Origin of the sequence: Treponema sp. OMZ 805, from assembly GCF_050937395.1 — a bacterium.
Classification (GTDB): Bacteria; Spirochaetota; Spirochaetia; order Treponematales; family Treponemataceae; genus Treponema.
The window spans coordinates 55,730-75,785 of sequence record NZ_JACCLP010000016.1 but is presented as its reverse complement, the minus strand read 5'-3'; the positions used below and the strand labels follow the sequence as shown (position 1 = coordinate 75,785).

At 47.4% G+C, this 20,056-nt stretch carries 16 protein-coding genes; 8 read left to right on the top strand and 8 right to left on the bottom strand.

Features of this window, described 5'->3' with window-relative positions; all coding sequences use genetic code 11:
• Positions 1 to 609: 609 nt before the first annotated feature.
• The 4 genes from HGH47_RS11300 to HGH47_RS11285 all read right to left on the bottom strand — a co-directional run bounded on the left by HGH47_RS11300 (position 610) and on the right by HGH47_RS11285 (position 5,211).
• Entirely contained in the window at positions 610 to 1,722 is a 1,113-nt protein-coding gene (locus tag HGH47_RS11300) for a 4-hydroxybutyrate dehydrogenase (RefSeq protein ID WP_212566389.1), read from the bottom strand.
• A complete protein-coding gene (locus tag HGH47_RS11295) occupies positions 1,719 to 2,048 on the bottom strand; it encodes a ferrous iron transport protein A (protein WP_212566388.1) in 330 nt (109 codons plus the stop codon). The genes HGH47_RS11300 and HGH47_RS11295 overlap by 4 nt, the downstream gene beginning before the upstream one ends.
• A gap of 35 nt (positions 2,049 to 2,083) precedes the next feature.
• Positions 2,084 to 3,559 carry a hypothetical protein gene (locus HGH47_RS11290; RefSeq protein ID WP_212566387.1) on the bottom strand — a complete coding sequence of 492 codons (1,476 nt, stop codon included), beginning with the start codon at positions 3,557 to 3,559 and terminating at the stop codon, positions 2,084 to 2,086.
• Positions 3,560 to 3,759: 200 nt separating this feature from the next.
• Positions 3,760 to 5,211 carry a 4-hydroxyphenylacetate 3-hydroxylase family protein gene (locus HGH47_RS11285; protein WP_212566386.1) on the bottom strand — a complete coding sequence of 484 codons (1,452 nt, stop codon included), beginning with the start codon at positions 5,209 to 5,211 and terminating at the stop codon, positions 3,760 to 3,762.
• Between the two features lie 761 nt (positions 5,212 to 5,972).
• Here HGH47_RS11285 and HGH47_RS11280 point away from each other — a divergent pair.
• From HGH47_RS11280 to HGH47_RS11250, 7 genes are all read left to right on the top strand, one after another.
• Complete coding sequence (locus tag HGH47_RS11280; RefSeq protein ID WP_016523802.1) at positions 5,973 to 7,343, top strand: hypothetical protein; 1,371 nt, start codon at positions 5,973 to 5,975, stop codon at positions 7,341 to 7,343.
• Positions 7,344 to 7,563: 220 nt separating this feature from the next.
• Positions 7,564 to 7,848: a NifU family protein gene (locus HGH47_RS11275; RefSeq protein ID WP_212566385.1), complete on the top strand. Its 285-nt coding sequence runs from the start codon at positions 7,564 to 7,566 to the stop codon at positions 7,846 to 7,848.
• A complete protein-coding gene (locus HGH47_RS11270) occupies positions 7,838 to 8,572 on the top strand; it encodes a 3-hydroxyacyl-ACP dehydratase FabZ family protein (protein WP_253676491.1) in 735 nt (244 codons plus the stop codon). Before HGH47_RS11275 ends, HGH47_RS11270 begins: the two co-directional genes overlap by 11 nt.
• Before the next feature lie 130 nt (positions 8,573 to 8,702).
• Positions 8,703 to 10,001 carry an acetyl-CoA hydrolase/transferase family protein gene (locus HGH47_RS11265; protein WP_432912416.1) on the top strand — a complete coding sequence of 433 codons (1,299 nt, stop codon included), beginning with the start codon at positions 8,703 to 8,705 and terminating at the stop codon, positions 9,999 to 10,001.
• Positions 10,002 to 10,393: 392 nt separating this feature from the next.
• Complete coding sequence (locus HGH47_RS11260; protein ID WP_006188701.1) at positions 10,394 to 10,630, top strand: acyl carrier protein; 237 nt, start codon at positions 10,394 to 10,396, stop codon at positions 10,628 to 10,630.
• A complete protein-coding gene (locus tag HGH47_RS11255) occupies positions 10,631 to 11,299 on the top strand; it encodes an MBL fold metallo-hydrolase (RefSeq protein ID WP_432912413.1) in 669 nt (222 codons plus the stop codon).
• Positions 11,286 to 12,362: an acyl-protein synthetase gene (locus HGH47_RS11250; RefSeq protein ID WP_212566381.1), complete on the top strand. Its 1,077-nt coding sequence runs from the start codon at positions 11,286 to 11,288 to the stop codon at positions 12,360 to 12,362. The genes HGH47_RS11255 and HGH47_RS11250 overlap by 14 nt, the downstream gene beginning before the upstream one ends.
• A 38-nt stretch (positions 12,363 to 12,400) precedes the next feature.
• Here HGH47_RS11250 and HGH47_RS11245 read toward each other — a convergent pair whose 3' ends face one another.
• From HGH47_RS11245 to HGH47_RS11230, 4 genes are all read right to left on the bottom strand, one after another.
• Positions 12,401 to 12,583, bottom strand: a complete 183-nt coding sequence (locus tag HGH47_RS11245) for a hypothetical protein (protein ID WP_212566380.1) — start codon at positions 12,581 to 12,583, stop codon at positions 12,401 to 12,403.
• 2 nt (positions 12,584 to 12,585) lie between these two features.
• Positions 12,586 to 14,328: an ABC transporter ATP-binding protein gene (locus tag HGH47_RS11240; RefSeq protein ID WP_212566379.1), complete on the bottom strand. Its 1,743-nt coding sequence runs from the start codon at positions 14,326 to 14,328 to the stop codon at positions 12,586 to 12,588.
• A 75-nt stretch (positions 14,329 to 14,403) separates the two neighbouring features.
• A complete protein-coding gene (locus HGH47_RS11235; RefSeq protein ID WP_212566378.1) occupies positions 14,404 to 15,459 on the bottom strand; it encodes a Fic family protein in 1,056 nt (351 codons plus the stop codon).
• Between the two features lie 157 nt (positions 15,460 to 15,616).
• Positions 15,617 to 18,895, bottom strand: coding sequence for an energy-coupling factor transporter ATPase (locus HGH47_RS11230; protein ID WP_432912408.1), 3,279 nt, complete (start codon positions 18,893 to 18,895; stop codon positions 15,617 to 15,619).
• Positions 18,896 to 19,143: 248 nt separating this feature from the next.
• Between HGH47_RS11230 and HGH47_RS11225 the strand changes: the two genes are divergently transcribed.
• Positions 19,144 to 19,368, top strand: coding sequence for a hypothetical protein (locus tag HGH47_RS11225; protein ID WP_212566377.1), 225 nt, complete (start codon positions 19,144 to 19,146; stop codon positions 19,366 to 19,368).
• Positions 19,369 to 20,056 lie beyond the last annotated feature (688 nt).

Genomic DNA, 20,056 nt, shown 5'->3' with positions numbered 1-20,056 from the left:
GGGGGGGGGGGGGGGGGGGGGGGGGGGGGGGGGGGGCGGGGGGGGGGGGGGGGGGGGGGGGGGGGGGGGGGGGGGGGGGGGGGGGGGGGGGGGGGGGGCAGTCCTATAAAAAACACACTTTTTCATATAAATTTCTCCTTTTAATTAGCATAGCACTGGTATGAGTCTTTGTCAAGTATATGTCCTTTTGAAAATATACGGCGCATCTGCGTTGTCGCTATGCCGAAATAAATGCTCGACGTACAACAAGTACGCCTCCGCTTTATTTCGGCTAGGCTCCTAGCATCTGCACCGTCTATTTTCAAAAGGCTTACGGAATGGGTGTATCAGTACCGCCACGGATGGCGGTGGTTCTATGCAGTAGCCAGTTTGCTTGCAACTGGCAGAGAAGTACACGGATGTACACTGCTCAACAGTCTATTTTCAAAAGCGCTGGATAGGGCGGCATCCGTGTGCCAAAAATGAACAAGGAGGTTTATTTTTGAGCGAGGATGTCAGTGTTTCCCTAACCGAGTTTTTAGAAATGCCCAGATGTTTAATCGATAAAATGGTAAGAAGTAAACGAAGAAGAACCACTAAAAACTCACATTTTTAGTGGTTCCCGATATTTTAAAATAATTCGGTATAGATTTTAATCAGCCGATCTCTGTCAAGGAATACAAAGTTGTTTGCCATAAGGCGCTGCTGATTGGCAATAACGCTGTCGGCAAATTCTGTAATCTGCTCTTTTTTCATGCCATATTCGTGCAGCGGCTTTTTTGGGATTAGACAGTTGAGCAGTTTTTCCAAAGCATCATAAACGTGCGCCGTGTCGCAGCCGAGGATATCTGCCATAAACCGGTTAAGCTTTGCAATTTCACCGTCTTTTTTAATTTCAAGATAATTTTTTAAAACGCCGGCAAACATCGCATAGTTTGATTCGCCGTGAGCGACATGGAAGGTTGCGCCGACCGGATAGCTCATTGCGTGAACTGCTGCGCATCCTGCAATGCTGAAAGCGATACCTGCATAGTTTGAGGCAAGCAAGAAATCGCATAAAAGCGGAAGCCGCGCATCGTGACCGTTCTTCTCAATTTCTTTGTAGCCTTTTAAAATCATCTCGATAGCTTTATATCCGAACAGCTTTGTGCTTTCCGTCGCTTTGGGTGAAAGCGATGATTCAACGGCATGTACCAATGCGTCGATGGAACTCGTTGCAAAAAATTTAAATGGCAAGTCTTTCAGCAGTTCAGGAATTAGTACCGCATAGTCGCCGTACATTTCATCGTGTGCAAGGCCTTTTTTCGTACCGCGTGCATTCAGCGACAGTACGGCAATATTGGTTACTTCCGAGCCGGTACCGCAGGTAGTCGGTACGATGATCAACTCTTTGCCTTTTACGATTTCCTGCTTTCCATCGTATAAGTCCAGCACCGGCGAGGTATGTGTCAAGGAGAAAAACTTTGAAATATCGATGACGGTACCGCCGCCGATTGCGATAATACGCTTATAGCTGCCGTGTACATCTTTATACATCGCTTCGACCATATCATCGGAAGGCTCTCCCGCACCGTATTTTTCTTGAAAAAGCGTCGCGCAGGGCAAGTTCAATGCTCCGAAAAACGGTTTATAGATATACTCATTCGTTATGACTAGATCATCTTTTCCGAGTTTGAACGCTTCTGCAAATTCTTTCGCCGTTTCAAACTTGTGAATCTCGGGTTTTACCGCAAGTTGCTTCATTGCTTTTCATCTCCTATATGTTCGTTAATTTCGTTTGCCCTATCCCAGAGGTCGCCTGCACGGCCGTAAGAGCAACAGCTGAACAAAACGGGGTCTCCGTTTCGTTTAAACTGTTCTCCGACATTGATGCAGGCAGCCTCTTCAACTGATAGTTCTATTTCACGTTTAACGGTTTTAATCCGGCATGCAGTTTCGGTATGTTCGATCACTTCCACATCCGCGCCGGCTGCGATTCCCATATTTTCCATCCGTCTTTTAAGATCGCGCGAGCCGTTTATTTTTTTGACGGTATAAACAGCACAGGGCGCTTCTTGTAATGTCATCATAGCATACCGATCCTTTCATACCGATTTTACCGACGTTAGGCGGCTGTTTGAGCGCCGGACTTTTTTGCAAAAAGCTCGGTTCCTTCGATAACAACCCACAGGATAATGCCGATAAGCAGCGCCCATCCGGGGGTGTAGAAGCAGAGTGCCGAAGCGATAACGCAGGCAATACCTCTTTCGTTTCGGTTGGTACACATCGTCATACCGACGTTACCGCAGGCAAAGGCCTGAACGCCCATCGTAATACCGAAGAATATGGCGAAAGCAGGGCGTATAAGCGTAACGAGCGGCAAAATCAAAACGGCAATAACAGTTGCGGCGCGGAACGTACAGACGCCATCCCAGTAGCTGTGCAAGGTCTTATATCCTCTCTTATAGCGTTCCGTAATAGTCAGCAGACCCGATGCCCACAGCGGACCGCACATGGGAACCCACGGAGCAAAGAGTGACATAATACCGTTACGCAGGAAGGATACGAGATTTGATCGTCCGGCGTCAAAGATAACGGTTTCATCATCGCGGGTTGCGGTTGCTTCGGTAACAATTTCTTTTGCAAGAACAAAGTCGGAGAACGCAATAATGTAGACGGTAAGCGCCATCGGCAGTGCTGCCAAGAAGAATTTCGTAGCCGGCAATCCTAAGCCGAAAATGGTGAAGTGTTCAAGCACAAAGCCGAAAGAAAGCGGCGTAAAGCCCCACTGAATATTCGGCACGGCTATTTCTTTGATAAGGAACGGGGCCAATACAATGGCGAATACTTGTGCCGGAACAACGCCTTGGTTGCGGAGCGTCTCTAATGTTTTGTTCTTTGCAGCGGCCTTTGCAAAGGTCGAGTTAAACAAGAAGAAGTAAGACATCAATACCGCTATGACAACGGTAATCGGCGCTTTGGGCATACGAGATTGGAATACGTTGATACCTGCGGTAACGCCGGCGCCCAATACGATTCCCGCCTTAATGGAGCGCGGTACCGTATCTACCAGTTTACGTCCGATACCGGTTACGCCCATGATTAAAAAGAACAGCGCTACAATCATTTGCAGGGCGATCATTGCATAGACGCGGTCGACATTTCCGGTTGCGTAGTTAGGCAGTTCCCATTGTGCCAAATACTTTAAAGTAAGCGGGAGCGCGGGGGTAATCCATCCGGGAACGACGGGGTCGCCCAATAATGACGGCAGATAATAACAGATAGCGTTTAGTACGCCAAATGTCAGCGACATTAAAAAGACGCTGTTCTCCGTCATCCCCAACGCGGCGATGTTTTCGGGGTTATCAAACCCGAAAGTCGTCATTGTGGTAGCGGTTCCTGCTCCGAGACAGGCGACGCCGAGAAAGAATGCAGCAAGCATTTCCGTCCACGACCATTCGTGATGGATCAGCGGAATGCGTAAATTGAATGGGCCGAGCGGAATGTACGGCTGCACGCCGCCGAATTCTCTCTTCTTTAAAGGAAATTTCCCTTCGTTGAAGTGCTCCGGCATCTTTGCAGTTGCGAGTTGGTCACTCATATATTTCCTCCTTCAGTTATTTCGGTAGCTTCTAAAAGAATACCGAGTTTTTAGAGCTAAACTGTTGTATATGGGTAACAGTTTGGTAAAGCATTTTTAAAAAAAGGCAGGGTTATTGGCCCTGCCTTTATTCGTAAGTTTCGCCTCTTTAGCTGCGGTATGTTATCATTAGCAACCGCAGTTAAAGTTCTTAGGCGGCACTATTCTTTAATCTTCGCGATATCCTTTGCAAGCTTTTTCTTCATTGCAAGGTTACCTTGGCGGGAGATCATGATACGCTGTGCCTGCGGAGAACCGGCGCCGTGCATAGATTCCGTGCGGTAACCGACGGCAGCACTGCCGAGGGTCAGGTTTTCGATCAAGCGGAGAATGCGTAAACGGTTCTCGGTAGAAACGGAGGCAACACCCTGCAAGTATTTGACAACATACGGTCCGAGTTTGGGATCGCGCAGATCGGATTCTGCCGGAGCGGTTACCATCAAGCCGCCTGCGATGTCTTCTGCAAGGCGTGCAATTTCATACGGGAAGCGCGTAACGTTCTGCTTACAGACGTTTGCAAGCAGCAAGTCGATAAGGTAGTTACCGGATTTGGTCTTGGTACCTTCTGCCGAACATGCGATACCGCAGCAGTACAGTGTTTCGTTCAGGTGGGTCATTTCAATCAGCTTGTCTTTAACGTGAGAAGCTTTTTGAGCGCCGTTGAAGTCTGCCGCAACTGCCGCCGCACCGATAAGAACGTCGCCGACGCCGACCTTGCATCCGCCGTAGGACTGGCGGTGATATCCAGCAAAGCGTTCAACCAGCATACCGGCAAATTCAAATTCGCCGTTCAGGAAGATGTGATCGTTCGGAATAAATACGTTATCGAAGATAACCAAGGCTTCGGTTCCGCCGTAGGTGGAGTTACCGACATCGATTTCGGAACCTTCCAGCTTTCTGGTGTCGCAGCTCTGGCGTCCGACAATCATGAAGATACCTTTCGCATCGGTCGGGCAAGCAAAGGCTACCGCATAGTCTTTGTCATCTTCGCCCATTGCGATAGTCGGCATAACGATAACTTCGTGTGAATTGATAAAACCGGTTTGGTGCGCTTTTGCACCACGAACGACGATACCGTCAGCTCTCCGTTCCACGACATGGAGGTATAAGTCGGGATCGGTTTGAGCATGGGGAGCCAGAGAGCGGTCACCTTTGGGGTCGGTCATAGCGCCGTCGACGGTCAGGTCTTCATCCTGAACGTGCCGGATAAACTTTTTGAAGTTTTCATGATAATGAGTCCCGTATTTTTCATCGAGCTCATACGTTGTGCTGTAAACGGCATTAAACGCATCCATACCGACGCAGCGCTGGAAACAAGCCGCGGTTTTTTGTCCGCAAAGCCGCTGCATCTTTACCTTTTTAATCAGATCCTCAGGACTCTGGTGAATATGTGTGAAGCGGTTGATCTTCTTTCCGGTTAATGAAGATTTAACGGTCATTAAATCTTCATATTCCGGCATCTGAGCCAAATCATAGGTAGCCTTCACCGAGTTCAGGGACGGCCGAAGAATCGGATTGTCGACAACATTGTCAACTTTCTTTCCGAACATGTAAACCTGCAAATTCAGTTTACGCATACTCTCAACATACTGTTCGCCTGTCATAAGTGCCATGTGCATACTCCTTACTTTGTTTATTTGTCTATCAGGATAGACACTCTATTATAGTAACAGCAATTTTTATGCCAACATTGCTAATAGAATCTTTATCCTTTGAAAAAAAATAATGTACAATGCAGAAAAATACTCAAAACCCTAAATTTATCGGTATGTTTCGCAAGAAAAGAGTGGTGAATCTCCGTATAAACGGAACGTAAACTAACTTTTGACTGATTTTCCATAAGCATCCTTGAAACGTACTTACGAAACGGTTTTCCGGTGTTCATAACTGAAGCAGTATAGCCGGTGTCTCAACACTCCGTAAAAAGATGGTTCATTTATGAACCAATCAAGAGCTTTGGTTTATAAATGAACCAAAGCAGTATATAAAGAGCAATCCGTAAAGTTAGATATAGCTTACATTTATAGCATTCGTACCGCTATTGCAAGGCTTTACGAAAACACTAAAAAGCAGCTTTTTTTAAAATACGATAATTATCGATGTCAGCAAATGTACATCCGTGTACGTTGTTCAACGACGAGTTTTTCTAGCGAAAAACTCGCTACTGCATAACCCCACCGCCGTCCGTGGCGGTTCTGATACGTTGAGGATTAATTTGTGCGCAGCAACGAAGTAGATGCATCATATATTTGCAAAAAGAGAGGTTGGCATAAAAATTGCTTATAGAATAATAACTATAGCCCGTAGTGTCGAATGACCTTCGCGGTAAATGATAAAGTCTTGATTTAAGAAAGGCTTTAAGGGGGAATTTTTTATGACAGATGCGCAAATGCAATTTAAAAGCCGCTATCGTGAGTACGGCGGTGAGCAAGCGTATTGGCCGGCGGGACCGTTTAAGATTCGGTTGCCTTTTATTCACTATGCATGGTCTTTTCCGGAGATGTTTCAAGCGCTCTTTATGTGCGCGACCTGTTTGGGAGCTATTCCGGTATTAACGGAGGTCTTAGGCGTAAGCTACGAAGTAGCGTTGTCGATGGTTATCATCAACGGCTTCTTTTACACGTTTCACGTGTTACTTGGCGACCCTGTTGTTCCGGGATGGGTTACGCCGGCAATTCCGCTGATTACGGCCTTTTTAACTAACGGCTATGTAATGGGACCGGAGCGGACTCAGGCATTGATTGCCGTTCAGATGTGTCTCGGGCTTATCTTTTTGGTATTCGGCATCACCGGTTTGGGCGGTAAGATGGTTAAAGTCGTGCCGAATTCCGTAAAAGCCGGTGTTTTGATGGGTGGTGGTATTGCGGCTGTTTTAGGTGAATTTAAAACTACCGGCCGTTTTGATAAATATCCGATTTCCATCACTATCGGAATTATCGTGGCATATTTCTGCTTATTCAGTCCGATCTGGGCGGATATGCGTAGGAAGAATAAACTTATCGATTCAATCGGTAAATTCGGAATGCTGCCTGCAATTTTAATCGGTGTCGTAGTGGGGCCGCTCGCCGGCGAATTTGCCATTCCCCATGTACAATGGTGGCCGCTTATTAAAGTGCCGGATTTTGCGGATATTTGGAATCAGCTGTCTCCATTCGCAATCGGATGGCCGAGTATGAAAGTTTGGGCTGCAGCAGTGCCTGTAGCAATTGTTACCTATATTATTGCATTCGGCGACTTTGTTACTTCGGAAGCGCTCATCAGAGAAGCCGATGAAGTTCGGCAGGATGAAAAGATCGACTTTAACGCAAACCGTTCGAACCTCGTCAGCGGTATTCGTAACGTGGCAATGTCAATGACCTGTCCGTATACGCAAATGTGCGGTCCGCTGTGGGCAGCTGTTACTGCAGCAGTTTCTCAGCGTTATAAGGAAAGTCCGAAAGCGATGGAATCAATTTACAGTGGTTTCGGTACGTTCCGTCTTTCAACATTCGTAGCCGTTGCATTGCTGCCTATTTCTTCGCTTTTGCAGCCGTCTTTGCCGCTTGCCCTGTCTTTAACACTGATCGTACAAGGATATATTTGTACGCAGCTTGCGATGAATATGTGCAAAACCAATATTGAACGCGGTATTTGCGGTGTTATGGGCGCTGTTTTAGCAATGCGCGGCGCTGCATGGGGACTTGTTGTCGGTCTTGTTCTTTTTGCACTGCTTTATGATTCGAATAAAAAAGAGGCTGCAAACTAGGCCGAAAAGGCGGAAAACTAATTATCGCCCCCCAACGTAGAGCGTTGTCGGGAAACGGCGGGCATTAAGCTCTCCGTATGAATAAATAGTACGAGGCTGTCTTGAAAATAACTGACTTTTGGGACAGCCTCTATGCAGCCGATTCATTCCCTATTCGAGGTAAATCGAATGAAGTAATCGGCGCTTTGTAAAAAAATCGATTGGTAAAAGGAGGAACGGTATGTACGAAGAGTTGGAAAAAACATTGGACACCTATGTACGTCCGTTGCTGCGGACACACGGCGGCGATATGCAGGTAGTGGATTTTACGGACGGTGTTGTTAAATTTAAATTACACGGGCATTGTGCCGGCTGTCCCGCTGCCGACTTCACGACGGAGAATCTTATCCAATCGGAGTTGATGGAACACATGCCCGAAGTAAAGCGAGCCGTTTTGATAAATGAAGTGAGTCAGAGTTTATTGGATGAGGCTCGGTCTATTTTGAAACAGCGCCATGGCGGATAAGATTCCAATCGGTGTGCGCTATTGCGGCGGATGTAACAACCGGTACGACCGTGTTGCCGTTATTCGCCGCCTTGAAACGCTTGTGCCGGAGGTTGAGTTCGTAACGGTACAGCCGGGAACTCCCTATCCGGCCGCGCTTATCGTTGCAGGCTGTCCGACCGATTGTGCAAAGCGGGATGATATTTCCGTACCGGCAGGCCGCTTGTTTAAAATCGGCGGCTGGGAAGACCTTTTACCGGCGCGGGATTTTATTAAAAAAGCATGCGAGGAAGCGCGTGCAAAACAAGAGGCGCGTTCGTTCACCCATGAACAGGTGTTGGAAATACTGCCGCAACGGCCGCCGATGCTGTTTATCGACACGGTATCGTCGCTTGTTCCCGGTAAGGAAGTTAAGGCGTCCTTCTCCGTTACGCCTGAGCTGAGTTTGTTAAAAGGGCACTTCCCCGATAATCCGATATTTCCGGGTGTGTGCGCTGTTGAAGCGATTGCTCAGGCGGCGGACATTTTGTTGTTAACACTCGATCGATATGCCGGAAAAACACCGCTTTTTATGGGAATTAAAAAAGCAAACTTCCGCAAGAAAATTCTTTTAGGCAATACGCTCGAAATCTATAGTACGCTTTTGGAAGAACGGGCGGAATTAGGCTGGATTACGTGCCGCGGCCAAATTTTTTCGGACGGTGATTTAGCCGCCGATGCCGAAGTAACTCTTGCCATGCGGTAAGGGAACGGATGTTTTTAAAGAAATACTCGGGAATCGCAGTTTCCGAGCAGTCTTAACGGGTTTTGAAATACGTTTGTGTAGCGCACGAACGTATTTCAAAACATAAAAAATGTATGGAAAGGAGTATCGTATGTCTGATTGGAAGAAGTATTATCAGGAGCATTTGACGACTGCTGCAGAGGCTGTCAAGCACATTAAGTCGGGTAACCGCGTTGTAATCGGTCATGCCTGCGGCGAGCCTGCTCATTTGGTGAATGCGATGGTGGATAACGCTGCGGCATATAAAAATGTCGAAATCGTTCACATGGTTGCAATGGGCGGCGGTAAGTATTGCCAGCCGGAATATGCCGAAAACTTCCGGCACAATGCGCTGTTTGTCGGGGGAAGCACACGCGAAGCAGTTGCTGCAGGACGTGCGGATTATACACCGTGCTTCTTTTTTGAAATTCCCCGGCTGTTCAGAACAACCTTACCGGTCGATGTGGCACTGGTAACCGTCAGCCCGCCCGATGAGAACGGTATGTGCTCACTCGGCGTATCCGTCGATTACACACAGGAAGCGGTAAAACAGGCGAAAACCGTTATCGCGCAGGTCAATAAAGAGATGCCGTGGACAGGCCCGAACAGTCTCGTTTCAGTACAAGACCTCGACTTTATTGTCGAACACAATGAACCGTTGATTGAATTGCCGCCGCCTAAGATCGGCGATATAGAAAGAGCAATCGGAGAGCATTGCGCCTCGCTCATTCCCGACGGAGCAACCCTCCAGCTCGGTATCGGCGCTATTCCCGACGCCGTTCTGTTGTTCCTTAAAGGTAAAAAAGATTTGGGTATCCACTCCGAAATGTTCTCGGACGGCGTAGTCGAACTTGCAGAAGCGGGTGTTATTACCAACAAGAAAAAGACGCTGCATCCCGGGAAGTTTATCGTCAACTTCTTGATGGGTACCAAAAGGCTGTATGATTTTGTTAATCATAACCCCGATGTCGATATGCGTCCGGTCGACTATGTGAATAACCCGTTCATCGTTGCACAGAACGATTATTTGATTTCGATTAACTCCTGCGTACAGGTAGATTTGATGGGACAGGTCGCTTCCGAAACCATCGGACTTAAACAGTTCTCCGGCGTCGGCGGACAGGTTGACTTTGTGCGCGGCGCATCTGCAAGTAAGGGCGGTGTTTCGATTATGGCAATGCCGGCAACGGTAAAGGGCAAGATTTCGAAAATCGTTCCGCTGTTGGACGAAGGCGCTGCCGTTACTACGAGCCGCAATGACGTGGACTATGTTGTTACCGAATACGGCATCGCCGCGCTGAAAGGCTTGACATTAAAGCAGCGTGCGCATAATCTGATTGCAATTGCGCATCCCGACTTCCGCGACGAATTAAAAGCTGAATTCGAAAAACGCTTTAACTGCAAATACTAAAAGGCTTTTGCGTTATACAACCGGTAGCCGTGTCCGTACTGATAAAAACGGCATATAATGCCGGAGTGCATAGCCCGCGTTAGGGATTGAAGGGGCGCCGTTGTAATTTTTCAAAATTATAACGGCGGTACATAAAACGGCTCCAATGAGCCGTTTTATACTAGACCTATTCGATAACTGCGTTGTCGAATAGGTCGCCGAGTTCTAAATCGCACAAATAGCACGATTTAGAACATCGCATTTCAAGGTAACCTGTTCAGAAACGGAAGTTTCCGAACAGGTTTAGTGCAATCCCCGAAAAGCCCGACGGTCGGTCAAAATGTTTCGGATGAGGATATTTTGACCGACCGGAACGCCCAAGATAATTAAAAATTGAAGATTCGGAGATGAAAATGACAAATCTTGAAAAATATGACCGCATTTTTTTACAGAATTTTCCGGTTAAAAAAGAGGATTTACCCGGATTAAAGTACCGCGGTTTGAAAGAATGGGATTCGGTTGGGCACATGGACTTGGTAGGCCTTATCGAAGAAACGTTCGGAATTAATTTAAGTACGCTGGATGTTTTGGAATTTTCAACTTACGAGAAAGGCAAAACGATTCTGGCGAAATACGGTGTAGAGATTTAAGTGTCTGCCATAGCGATTTCGGTGTGGACGGAGCCTCTGGCCGAAAGCAACTGCTATATTATATACGAACATAAAGAAAGACACGGGAACGAGGTCGCTCCCTGCGTGGTGATTGATCCGAACGATCCTGCGGGGCCGCTTTCGGTGCTGGAGCAAAAAGGCTTACGGCCTGAATGGATACTTTTAACGCATGAGCACTGCGACCATACGGCCGGTTTGGAGCCGATGCGGATGCGCTTTCCCGATGCGCAGGTAATGGCGAGCGAGAAGTGTAATATTGGGATGCAGAATGCGCGGCTTAATATGTCGCGGATGATGGAGGTGTATCTCACTTTTTTCGGCAAGTCGGGCGTGTCTTATACCCCGTTTGTGTGCCGCCCTGCGGATAAAACATATAACGAAGCCTGTACGCTGGACTGGCGCGGGCATACGTTCCGCTTTGTGCCGTTGCCCGGGCACACCGCAGGCAGCGTCGGTATTTTTCTTGATGACGATATCTTTTTTTCGGGCGATTATTTGTTGCCGGGCAGGGAAGTGATTTTGCGGCTTCCCGGCGGCAGTGAAAAAGACTATCGTGAAATTACGGAACCCTTCTTAGCAACATTACCTGTCGGTATTCATATTTATCCCGGCCACGGCAAGGATTATAACTATCATGACCATAGATAAATTTATACAGCTGAAACCGTATTCATTGACGCATCAAGAAAAAGCGGCGGCATACACCGAGCTGCTGACGGAACAGACGACGTTTCACCGTAGCCATTGCGAGCCGTATGGACGGTTATTAAAAGCCTTAGGAATTCCGGAGAACGCTGTTTTTTCTACGGAGACGGCGCCGATACTGCCGGTATCGGTTTTTAAGGAGCTTTCACTCAAGAGTGTTCCCGAAGAAGCGATTTTTAAAACGCTCACTTCATCGGGAACGACCGGCCAGCGTGTTTCGCAGATTTATTTGGATGCGGAAACGGCGGCAAATCAGCAGCAGGTGCTGTACCGGATTATTGCCGATTTTGTCGGTGAAAATAGAATTCCCTATCTGGTATTCGATACGAAAAAAACACTGCGGGATAGGAAGATGTTTTCGGCACGGGGAGCCGGTATTTTGGGCTTTTCCTTGTTGGCGTCCCGTACCTGTTACGCACTTGACGAAAATATGGAGCTGGATATTCCGGCTGTTCGGAATTTTCTTGCCGAACATGAGGGGGAGCCGGTACTCGCCTTCGGTTTTACCTTTATCATTTATAAACACGTAATCCGTGTTCTTGAAGAAAAAAAGATACGCTTCGATATTCCGAACGGGATACTGATACACGGCGGCGGTTGGAAGAACCTCATTAACGAGGCTGTTTCTCCGGAAGAGTTTAAAGCACGGATAACCGCTGCAACCGGCATTGCGCGCATCAGCAACTATTACGGTATGGCGGAACAAACGGGCTGTATTTATATGGAATGTCCTGCAGGGCATCTGCACGCAAGCATTTGGTCTGACGTGCTTTTCAGGCGGGCAAAGGATTTCAGTATTTGCGGCGTCGGGGAGCAGGGGATTGTACAGGTACTGTCGCCGCTGCCCGGCTCTTACCCGGGGCATTCGCTGTTGACTGAGGATACCGGCGTGCTATTGGGAGAGGATGACTGTCCCTGCGGGCGGCTCGGTAAGTATTTTTCCATTACCGGACGTATCCCGCGCGCGGAGGTAAGGGGTTGCAGCGATACGTATGAGCAGCCCTAGACATAAAAACCAAAAGAAAACCCAAAATCGCTGCCGTTTTACCTTTTAAGCACCTTATATAGGAGTATACCGACGGCAAGTAAAAACACACCTGCGATATCTAATCCCCGCAGTATCCAAACGGGAATAACGGCTGCCGGAAGATACAGCCCTCCAAGCAGCAAAAAAATACTGATGATAATAAAGATAAGTCCGCATATTTTTGATCCGGTTCCGCTCATTCTTACGCTCCTTCTTGCCACGATGTAGCGTCATTATGGGCTTGCGTCATGCGGTAATAGAGCCCGTGCGCTTTGATCAGTTCATCATGGGTGCCCTGCTCTTTGAGTTCTCCGTCATCAATGACAAAAATACGGTCTGCTTCGCGGACGGTTTCCAGCCGGTGAGCAATAACCAGTGTGGTCTTTCCGCGGCATAATTCACTCAAGGCTTTCTGTATTGCCTGCTCGTTATCGGCATCGATACTCGCGGTCGCTTCATCCAAGATGATGAGCGGCGCGTCTTTGAGAATACTCCGTGCAATCGAAATACGCTGGGCTTCTCCGCCCGAAAGAGAGGCGCCGCCTTCACCGATAACGGTATCGAATCCGTACGGAAGCTGCATGATAAAGTCATAACACTGCGCTTTTTTTGCCGCTTCGATCACCGCTTCTCTATCCGCATGAGGACGCCCCATCGCGATGTTATTTGCAATCGTGTCCTCAAACAGATAAACCCGCTGAAACACCATACTGATATGATCCATTAACACCGGCAGCGGAAGCTCTTTGATGTTTTTTCCCCGTAAGAGGATTTCGCCCTTCGATATATCCCAGAACCGTGCCAGTATATTCATAATCGTGCTTTTTCCGCCGCCGGACTGCCCGACAAAGGCTGCCATCTGCCCTTGTTCGATACTGAACGACAGATTATGCAGCACTTCTTTATCCCCGTAGTCAAACGACACATTTTTGAATGTTATTTCCGTATCGGCTGTTTGCGGCAAAGACTCGGTTCCCGTATCCTCAAGTTCCCGTTCGTTAAACACTTCGTTCACACGATTCAGCGCAGCTTGCATGATCGCCAGAATGCCGGTCTTTTGATAGAGCTGTCTAAGCGGCGTAAAAAGATTGAAGGCAAACAGCATACAGCCGACAAATACGGTGCTTGACAGGGCGCCGTGTTGAAACAACCAAATATTGAGGGCAAGTATTGCGGTCATACCGAGACTGTAAATAATCAGTAGTGTTCGCTCCTTGGGGGAATATTCTTCTTCAAAAGACAAGCTCGCTTCTTTCATGCGCTCAAAGCTGGCTCTGATATCTTCCGCACCCGCTCCGGTGAGGTTATAGCTTTTAATTACGCCGAGCCCTTCCGTGTATTCCAACACGGCGCCGGTCAATGCTTCGATGCTTTTTTGGCGCAGCTTTGAATTACGGGCGGAAAGCCGGATCATCGGCTGCGCGAAAAGAATTGCCGTAAGCTCCGTCGCAAGGGCAACAGCTCCGAACAGCGGATGCAGCGCAAAGAGAAACCCCGTCAAAATAATCTGCGCCGCGATGCTGCTTGTAACCTCCGAAACAGCCGCCATCGCCTGCTCCTCGATAAAGACCATATCGGCCGACAACACCGAACTGATTTTTCCGATATTCCCCGCAGTAAAGTATCCCATCGGCAGCCGGCGCAGATGCCGCCCAAGCTCAAGCCGCTTTTCCGCAAAGACCTTATATCCCGCTCCCGCTTGCAGCCGGTCTGCGATATTTTGACAGATTGCCTGAATAGCCAGCAAAAGCAGCATGACCGCTGCCGCATAGACAGCCGTTTTAACTTCTGCTTCACCTTTGATAAGCATGTCGATAAGTTTTACGGCAACCATCAGCGGCGCATTTGCCGCAACCGCTTTTAAAAAAGTAAACAGATATGCCAATCGGATTTTCCGGGCATACGTGCCGGTAAATACGAGTAACTGATGAACCATCGCAATCATAGAGAGCTTCCTTCTTCGGCTCCGCATCGGCGCCCCAACGTTTTATAATTTTATAACACAAAGCTCGGACAATTACTATTCTTTCAGTAAATCCATCAAGCCGGTATTTATAAACAGATTGTCTTTTCCAACCTTTATACAGGTAAGAATACCGATAGCTTCCAGTTGATGTAGGTAACGGGAGGCAGCTTTCCGTTCTACCCTCAACGTTTTTACAATGAACTCAGTTTTGCAATAGGGATTTTCAAAAAGGGTTTCTACCAGTTCTTTGGAATAAATTTTCGGAGCTTCCGATTTTACTTTTTCGATTGTGCTATCTAAAAGTTCCTTTATCGCTTTTACCTTCTCAATTGTTTCTACAGCGGTTTCTTCTATTCCTTTAAGGATAAAAACAATCCATTTTTCCCACGCTTCTTCCGTACGGACTTTTTGCAAAAGTTCGTAGTATTGTTCTTTATTTTTGATGATATATGAACTTAAATAGAGAATTGGGAGATCAAGATGATGCTTTAAAATCAAATAAAGGATATTTACAATTCTTCCGGTTCGTCCATTCCCATCATAAAAAGGATGGATGCTTTCAAACTGATGGTGAAGTATTGCAAGTTTTGTCAGAGAATCATCATCGTTGTTTAAATACTCAGTAAAGTTTTTTAAGAGTCCGTCAATTTCTTCTTTTGTCTGCGGCGGAATATAGACAACTTCATTCGTACGGTCATTCATCAGCTTTGTGCCGGGTACAGTTCTGATTCCCGCATTATTTTGAACAAGCTGTTTTTGAATGTTTATGATATCATTTATAGAAATAAAATGATGTTTTTTTAGTTCTGCAAAACCTGCGTATAAGGCCTCTCTGTAGAACATAACCTCTTTTGTAGCAGAATCAACTTTTTTTACCGTTTCGGAAAGAGCTTTATAGAGCTCATCTTTTGTGGTAATGATATTTTCAATCTCTGAACTGTCTTGAGATTCTTGTAGCACAACGGCATTAATAAGAATAAACTGATTAGGAATCACCTGTGCAATACCTTTAAGCTCGGCAAGCGCTTTAGACGCTTTGCTTTCTGCTTTGAGGATAGTAATTGTTTCGGTCTTTTTAGGATCAACCGGCAATTTTTGCAATTCCGACATGTCCCAATTATAGTCTTTTTTGGGACATGTGATCAAGATGTGTACCAAATATTAAAAAAATGGTACATATCAATTCGTTCTTGCGCCGTTTTCACGGTAGCCGGGGATGTCTCAAAAGTTGGTTAGTTTTTGGACAGCCCCTAGGGTTACTCCCCTCTTACTTCCCCCGTACCGTCCAGTCTGCGGTCTCTTCAGAGATACGCCAGAGGTTTTGGTATTCCGGGCTGGTTTTAATAAGCTCCGCATGACAGCCGGAAGCGGCGATACGTCCGTCTTTGAGCACAATAATGCGATTGGCGTTCATAATGGACTTCATTTTATGAGCGATGACGATAATGGTTTTATCCCGCACGATTTCGGATATTGCCTGATTCATCTTTTGCTCGTTTTCGGGATCGATAAAGGCGGTTGCCTCATCCAAAATGACAATCGGCGCATCTTTGAGTATTGCCCGTGCAAAGGCAATCCGCTGCCGCTGCCCGCCTGAAAGTTTACTGCCTGCTTCCCCTGCAAGCGTTGCGTACCCGTCCGGCAGTTCACGGATAAACTCATCCGCCTGCGCTTTTTTTGCGGCGGCAATAACCTCATCGTCGGTGGCGCTTTTTTTTCCGATACGGATATTGTCGGCAATGCTCTTGTTGAATAGAAACACATCCTGAGAAACATACGCAATCTGTTCATTGAGCGCTTCTAAGCTCATTTCACGGATATTCTGTCCGCCGATTAACACCTCGCCGCCCGAAACATCGTAATAATGCACCAAGAGCTTTGCCGCCGTGCTTTTCCCGCTGCCGCTCGCCCCGACTAAGGCGGTCATCTGCCGCTCTTGCGCCGTAAAGGAGACGTCTTTCAGAACTTCCAAATCCTTGTATGCAAACCGGACATTACGGAACTCGATGTCGTGCCCCGTGCCGGAAAACGGCGCTGTTCCCGTTTTCAGTTCGGGGTAATCAAATGCTTTTTCCAAGGCCTGAATTTTATAACTTGCTTGCGGTACGGCGCCGATAAAACTCATGCAGCGGAGCAGGAGCGGCGCAATTCCGAAAGAAAGACAAATTATCAAAATATAGCGGGTAAGGGTCAGCTGACCGAGTAAGATAAGCAGGGTGCCGAACGGCAAGCTGTATAGTAAGATGTTTGAAAACAAGCTGCCGTATAAAGCCATCCACGGAAATGAAACCTTGTACCACGACAGGGCAAAATCGCGGTACGCAGTAACGGAAGAAGCGAACCGTTCGCCGAATTCATCCTGCCGGTTAAACACGCGGACAACTTCCATACCGTTTACATATTCGATAATGGTATTGTTCAGCCGCTTTGCTGCGGCAAAGTAACTGCCCATCTGGTCGATACCGACCCGGTACATCTGCCCCGAAACGCTAATACCCAGCGCAATGACGACGCAGGTAACCAGAGCAAGCTGCCAGTCGATCACGAGGAGGAACACAAGCGCAAACACGGCAACGGTAAGATTAGCAATTCCTTCGGGGATCATGTGCGCCAAAAGGAGTTCTATCGATTCAATGTCATCGATGAACAGCTTTTTTATTGCTCCGCTGCCCATCTCCCTTATTTTCCCGAGCGGCTTACGCTCCAAGTTTTCCTGCAAAAAGCGGCGTATGTTTTCCAGCGTGTTGTAAGCTGCACGGTGCGAAAGCTGAAAGCCGTACATGTACAGAACAGCATACACAATTTCCGCCAGTAGGATACCTGCAAGCATTTTCCCGCTTCCGGCTAAGGTCGGAACCGAACCGTTTAAGACCTGCTCAAGGATGGTGTATACCAAAAGATACGGGATAATACTCGCCGCTGCTCCGAGTGTCATACAGAGCGCTGCCTTGTATATCGTACGGCGGTGTGCTCCGGCGTACTGCAAAATCTTGCCGATGGAGCTTTGTTTGTCCCGCTTTCGGCTCGTATTTTCATCGCTGCCTTGTAAAAAATACGCCGAAACCCGTTCAATGCCTGCTTGATTCAACGGATAGAAGGCTAAGACCCTGCCGTTTTCGATATGGAGGATGTGCGTGCAGCAGCGCATAATCAATTCGGGGTCATGGGTAATAACGAGCGAAAGGGCGGCGCTTGTCTGCAGTTCGCGTAATAGAGAGCCGAAGCGTTCCATACCGCGGCGGTCAAGTCCGCTGGTGGGTTCATCAAAAATGAGGAGGTCTTTTTTTGCGCAGAGTGCGGAAGCAATCGCTGTCCGCTGTTTTTGACCACCCGATAATGAGGCCGGGTGCCGGTCTTTCAGTTCGAGGATTCCGAGCCGCGCCAATACGGCTTCGGCATCCGCTGCGGAAGCGCCGGTGTTCATCATCACTTCTTCCAGCACACTGTCGGCGAAGAGTTGCCGGTTGACATCCTGCATCACCATAAAACTGCGTTTGCTGCGCTCCTCGGCCGTCAGATACGCGCCGCCGACTGCGATGCTCCCGTTTGAAGGAATCAGCCCCGCGAGCGCTTGCGCAAAAGTGCTTTTGCCCGATCCGTTATCACCGATGAGCGCTACAATCGAATGTTCGGGCAGCGCGAGCCGCTCTATATCGAGCACACGGGTAGAGCCGTAGCCGCAGGTTACATCGAGCGCTTCAAGCGCGGGCTTTGACACGGGTTGGGTTTCAGGCAGCGTACTGCTCTTGACCGGCGTTTCTTGCGCCGCATCCTCTTTCCGTGCAAGCGCGGCGAGGAACTGCATATCGGTGAGGCGCAAGCCCAGCGTGGTTAAATCGGATTCGCTGAGCGCTTTCATTTCGTCCCGTGTAAAAATACGCTCGATCCTTCCGCCGCGCATATAGATAAAGCGGTCTGCTACATCCATCAGGTAATAGAGCCGATGCTCTGCAATAACGACAGTCTTTCCCGCTGCTTTGATTTTTACCAGCATCCGGTGCAGCCGCTGAATTGCCCGTTTATCCAAATTAGAGGACGGCTCATCCAGCACGAACACACGGGGATCGGCGGTATAGCAGGAGGCGCAGGCAATTTGCTGCTTTTCTCCTCCCGACAGTTCAAAAATATCCCTGTCCATCAAATTATCGAGCTGCAAGTCGCGTTTTGTTTTTTCGAGGCGCTGTTGAATCTGCTCCCTTGGGATGCCGAGATTTTCGCAGCCGAATACAAGCTCGCCGGTGGTGTCAAGGTTAAAGAATTGGCTCTTTGGATTTTGAAAAACGCTTCCGGTGAGCGCTGCAATATCGGATAAGTTTTCCGTGTTTACACACACATCGCCGATCATCACGGAACCGCTCATCTCGCCTTCATAAAAATGAGGAGCAAGCCCGTTTATCAGCCGTGTAACGGTAGTCTTGCCGCAGCCCGACTCGCCGCATAATACGACAAATTCGCCGTCTTTTATGGTAAGGTCTATTTCGGATACGCCGTCTCCGGTACCGTGTTCTCCGCTGTAGGAAAAAGAGACGTTTTTAAAATTGATCACACTATTACTCTCCGATAGTATTAGAGATTTTGTATACTATAACTATAATACGGATAGACAAAGATGTATATGTGTAATGAGGAAGATTTAATTTCAGTAAACATAGTCTTAATTGTAGGCGATCGACGGCAAACAAATATCTTTGCAGAACGGCTACGAGCGCACGAATCTGCGGGATTTTAAAGTCTATTTTTTTTTGAAAAAATATGATAAACTATTTGCAGTCTGAATAATGCAGGAGATAGGGAATGTCCGTTACAGCATCTAAACTTGCACAAATGATGAAAACACTCACAGAAGAAGATTATAGCGCCGTGATAAAATATGTTGAATTTCTTATCAGCTCTCGTAAACAAACTACAAAAGCGACTATTCAGCAAATACAGGAAATGTTTACTGATAATAAAGGATGGAATTCTGAAGAAGAAATGCTATCGGATATGGCGGCTTTCCGTCGTTCGCGGTTAGTATAAATGCGAATCTTTTTAGACACGAATGTCCTTATTTCCGCAGGTTAAGCGATGCTCTTTTTCATAATGCGGATATTATTCTAACCGGCGATAAGGATTTTCTTGAATCTGATGTAGAAAAACCTTTAATATTTTCTCCTACAATGCTATATGATTATTTAACAAATGAGGGATAATGACCACTTTACGGTCTCCAACTCAAATCTTTTTCATTTTATACTGCATCATCAGAGGCAGCGTTTTCCCTTCTCAACTGAATTCTCGGATTACCATACAGGGCAACCGCATTATAAATATTTTTAGTGGTTGCTTCCTTCTGTGCGAAATTTTATTCGTGCGTACGAGGGTTTAATACCCCGACGCTTGCGTCGTAACAAAGGGTATTAAAGCCGACTGCAACCACCTTATGAGAACATACAATGCGAAACATTGAGCATTGTACCCCGACGCTTGCGTCGGGGTTGTTGATTTAAAATTTCACACATTTTTCCGAGAAAAGGGTAAACGCATCAGGCAGAATAGAGAAAAATCGCAAAAAAATTGAGACTGTGAGACCATTTGAACCATCTTCAACTGTTGTACATCCGTGTACCTCTCAACCGATGTACGTCCATGTACATCGGTTGAGGACAAGTTTTGTTCCAAAACTTGTTTCTGACCTATCCCACGCCCATCCTTGGGCGCATTGAAG

Excerpts from the sequence above, each read along its gene's own strand:
- HGH47_RS11280 (WP_016523802.1), top strand. The coding sequence starts at position 5,973 with ATGACAGATGCGCAAATGCAATTTAAAAGCCGCTATCGTGAGTACGGC.
- HGH47_RS11250 (WP_212566381.1), top strand. The coding sequence starts at position 11,286 with ATGACCATAGATAAATTTATACAGCTGAAACCGTATTCATTGACGCAT.
- HGH47_RS11265 (WP_432912416.1), top strand. The coding sequence starts at position 8,703 with ATGTCTGATTGGAAGAAGTATTATCAGGAGCATTTGACGACTGCTGCA.
- HGH47_RS11285 (WP_212566386.1), bottom strand. The coding sequence starts at position 5,211 with ATGGCACTTATGACAGGCGAACAGTATGTTGAGAGTATGCGTAAACTG.
- HGH47_RS11225 (WP_212566377.1), top strand. The coding sequence starts at position 19,144 with ATGTCCGTTACAGCATCTAAACTTGCACAAATGATGAAAACACTCACA.
- HGH47_RS11260 (WP_006188701.1), top strand. The coding sequence starts at position 10,394 with ATGACAAATCTTGAAAAATATGACCGCATTTTTTTACAGAATTTTCCG.
- HGH47_RS11295 (WP_212566388.1), bottom strand. The coding sequence starts at position 2,048 with ATGATGACATTACAAGAAGCGCCCTGTGCTGTTTATACCGTCAAAAAA.
- HGH47_RS11245 (WP_212566380.1), bottom strand. The coding sequence starts at position 12,583 with ATGAGCGGAACCGGATCAAAAATATGCGGACTTATCTTTATTATCATC.
- HGH47_RS11235 (WP_212566378.1), bottom strand. The coding sequence starts at position 15,459 with ATGTCGGAATTGCAAAAATTGCCGGTTGATCCTAAAAAGACCGAAACA.
- HGH47_RS11290 (WP_212566387.1), bottom strand. The coding sequence starts at position 3,559 with ATGAGTGACCAACTCGCAACTGCAAAGATGCCGGAGCACTTCAACGAA.
- HGH47_RS11240 (WP_212566379.1), bottom strand. The coding sequence starts at position 14,328 with ATGATTGCGATGGTTCATCAGTTACTCGTATTTACCGGCACGTATGCC.
- HGH47_RS11300 (WP_212566389.1), bottom strand. The coding sequence starts at position 1,722 with ATGAAGCAACTTGCGGTAAAACCCGAGATTCACAAGTTTGAAACGGCG.
- HGH47_RS11270 (WP_253676491.1), top strand. The coding sequence starts at position 7,838 with ATGGCGGATAAGATTCCAATCGGTGTGCGCTATTGCGGCGGATGTAAC.
- HGH47_RS11275 (WP_212566385.1), top strand. The coding sequence starts at position 7,564 with ATGTACGAAGAGTTGGAAAAAACATTGGACACCTATGTACGTCCGTTG.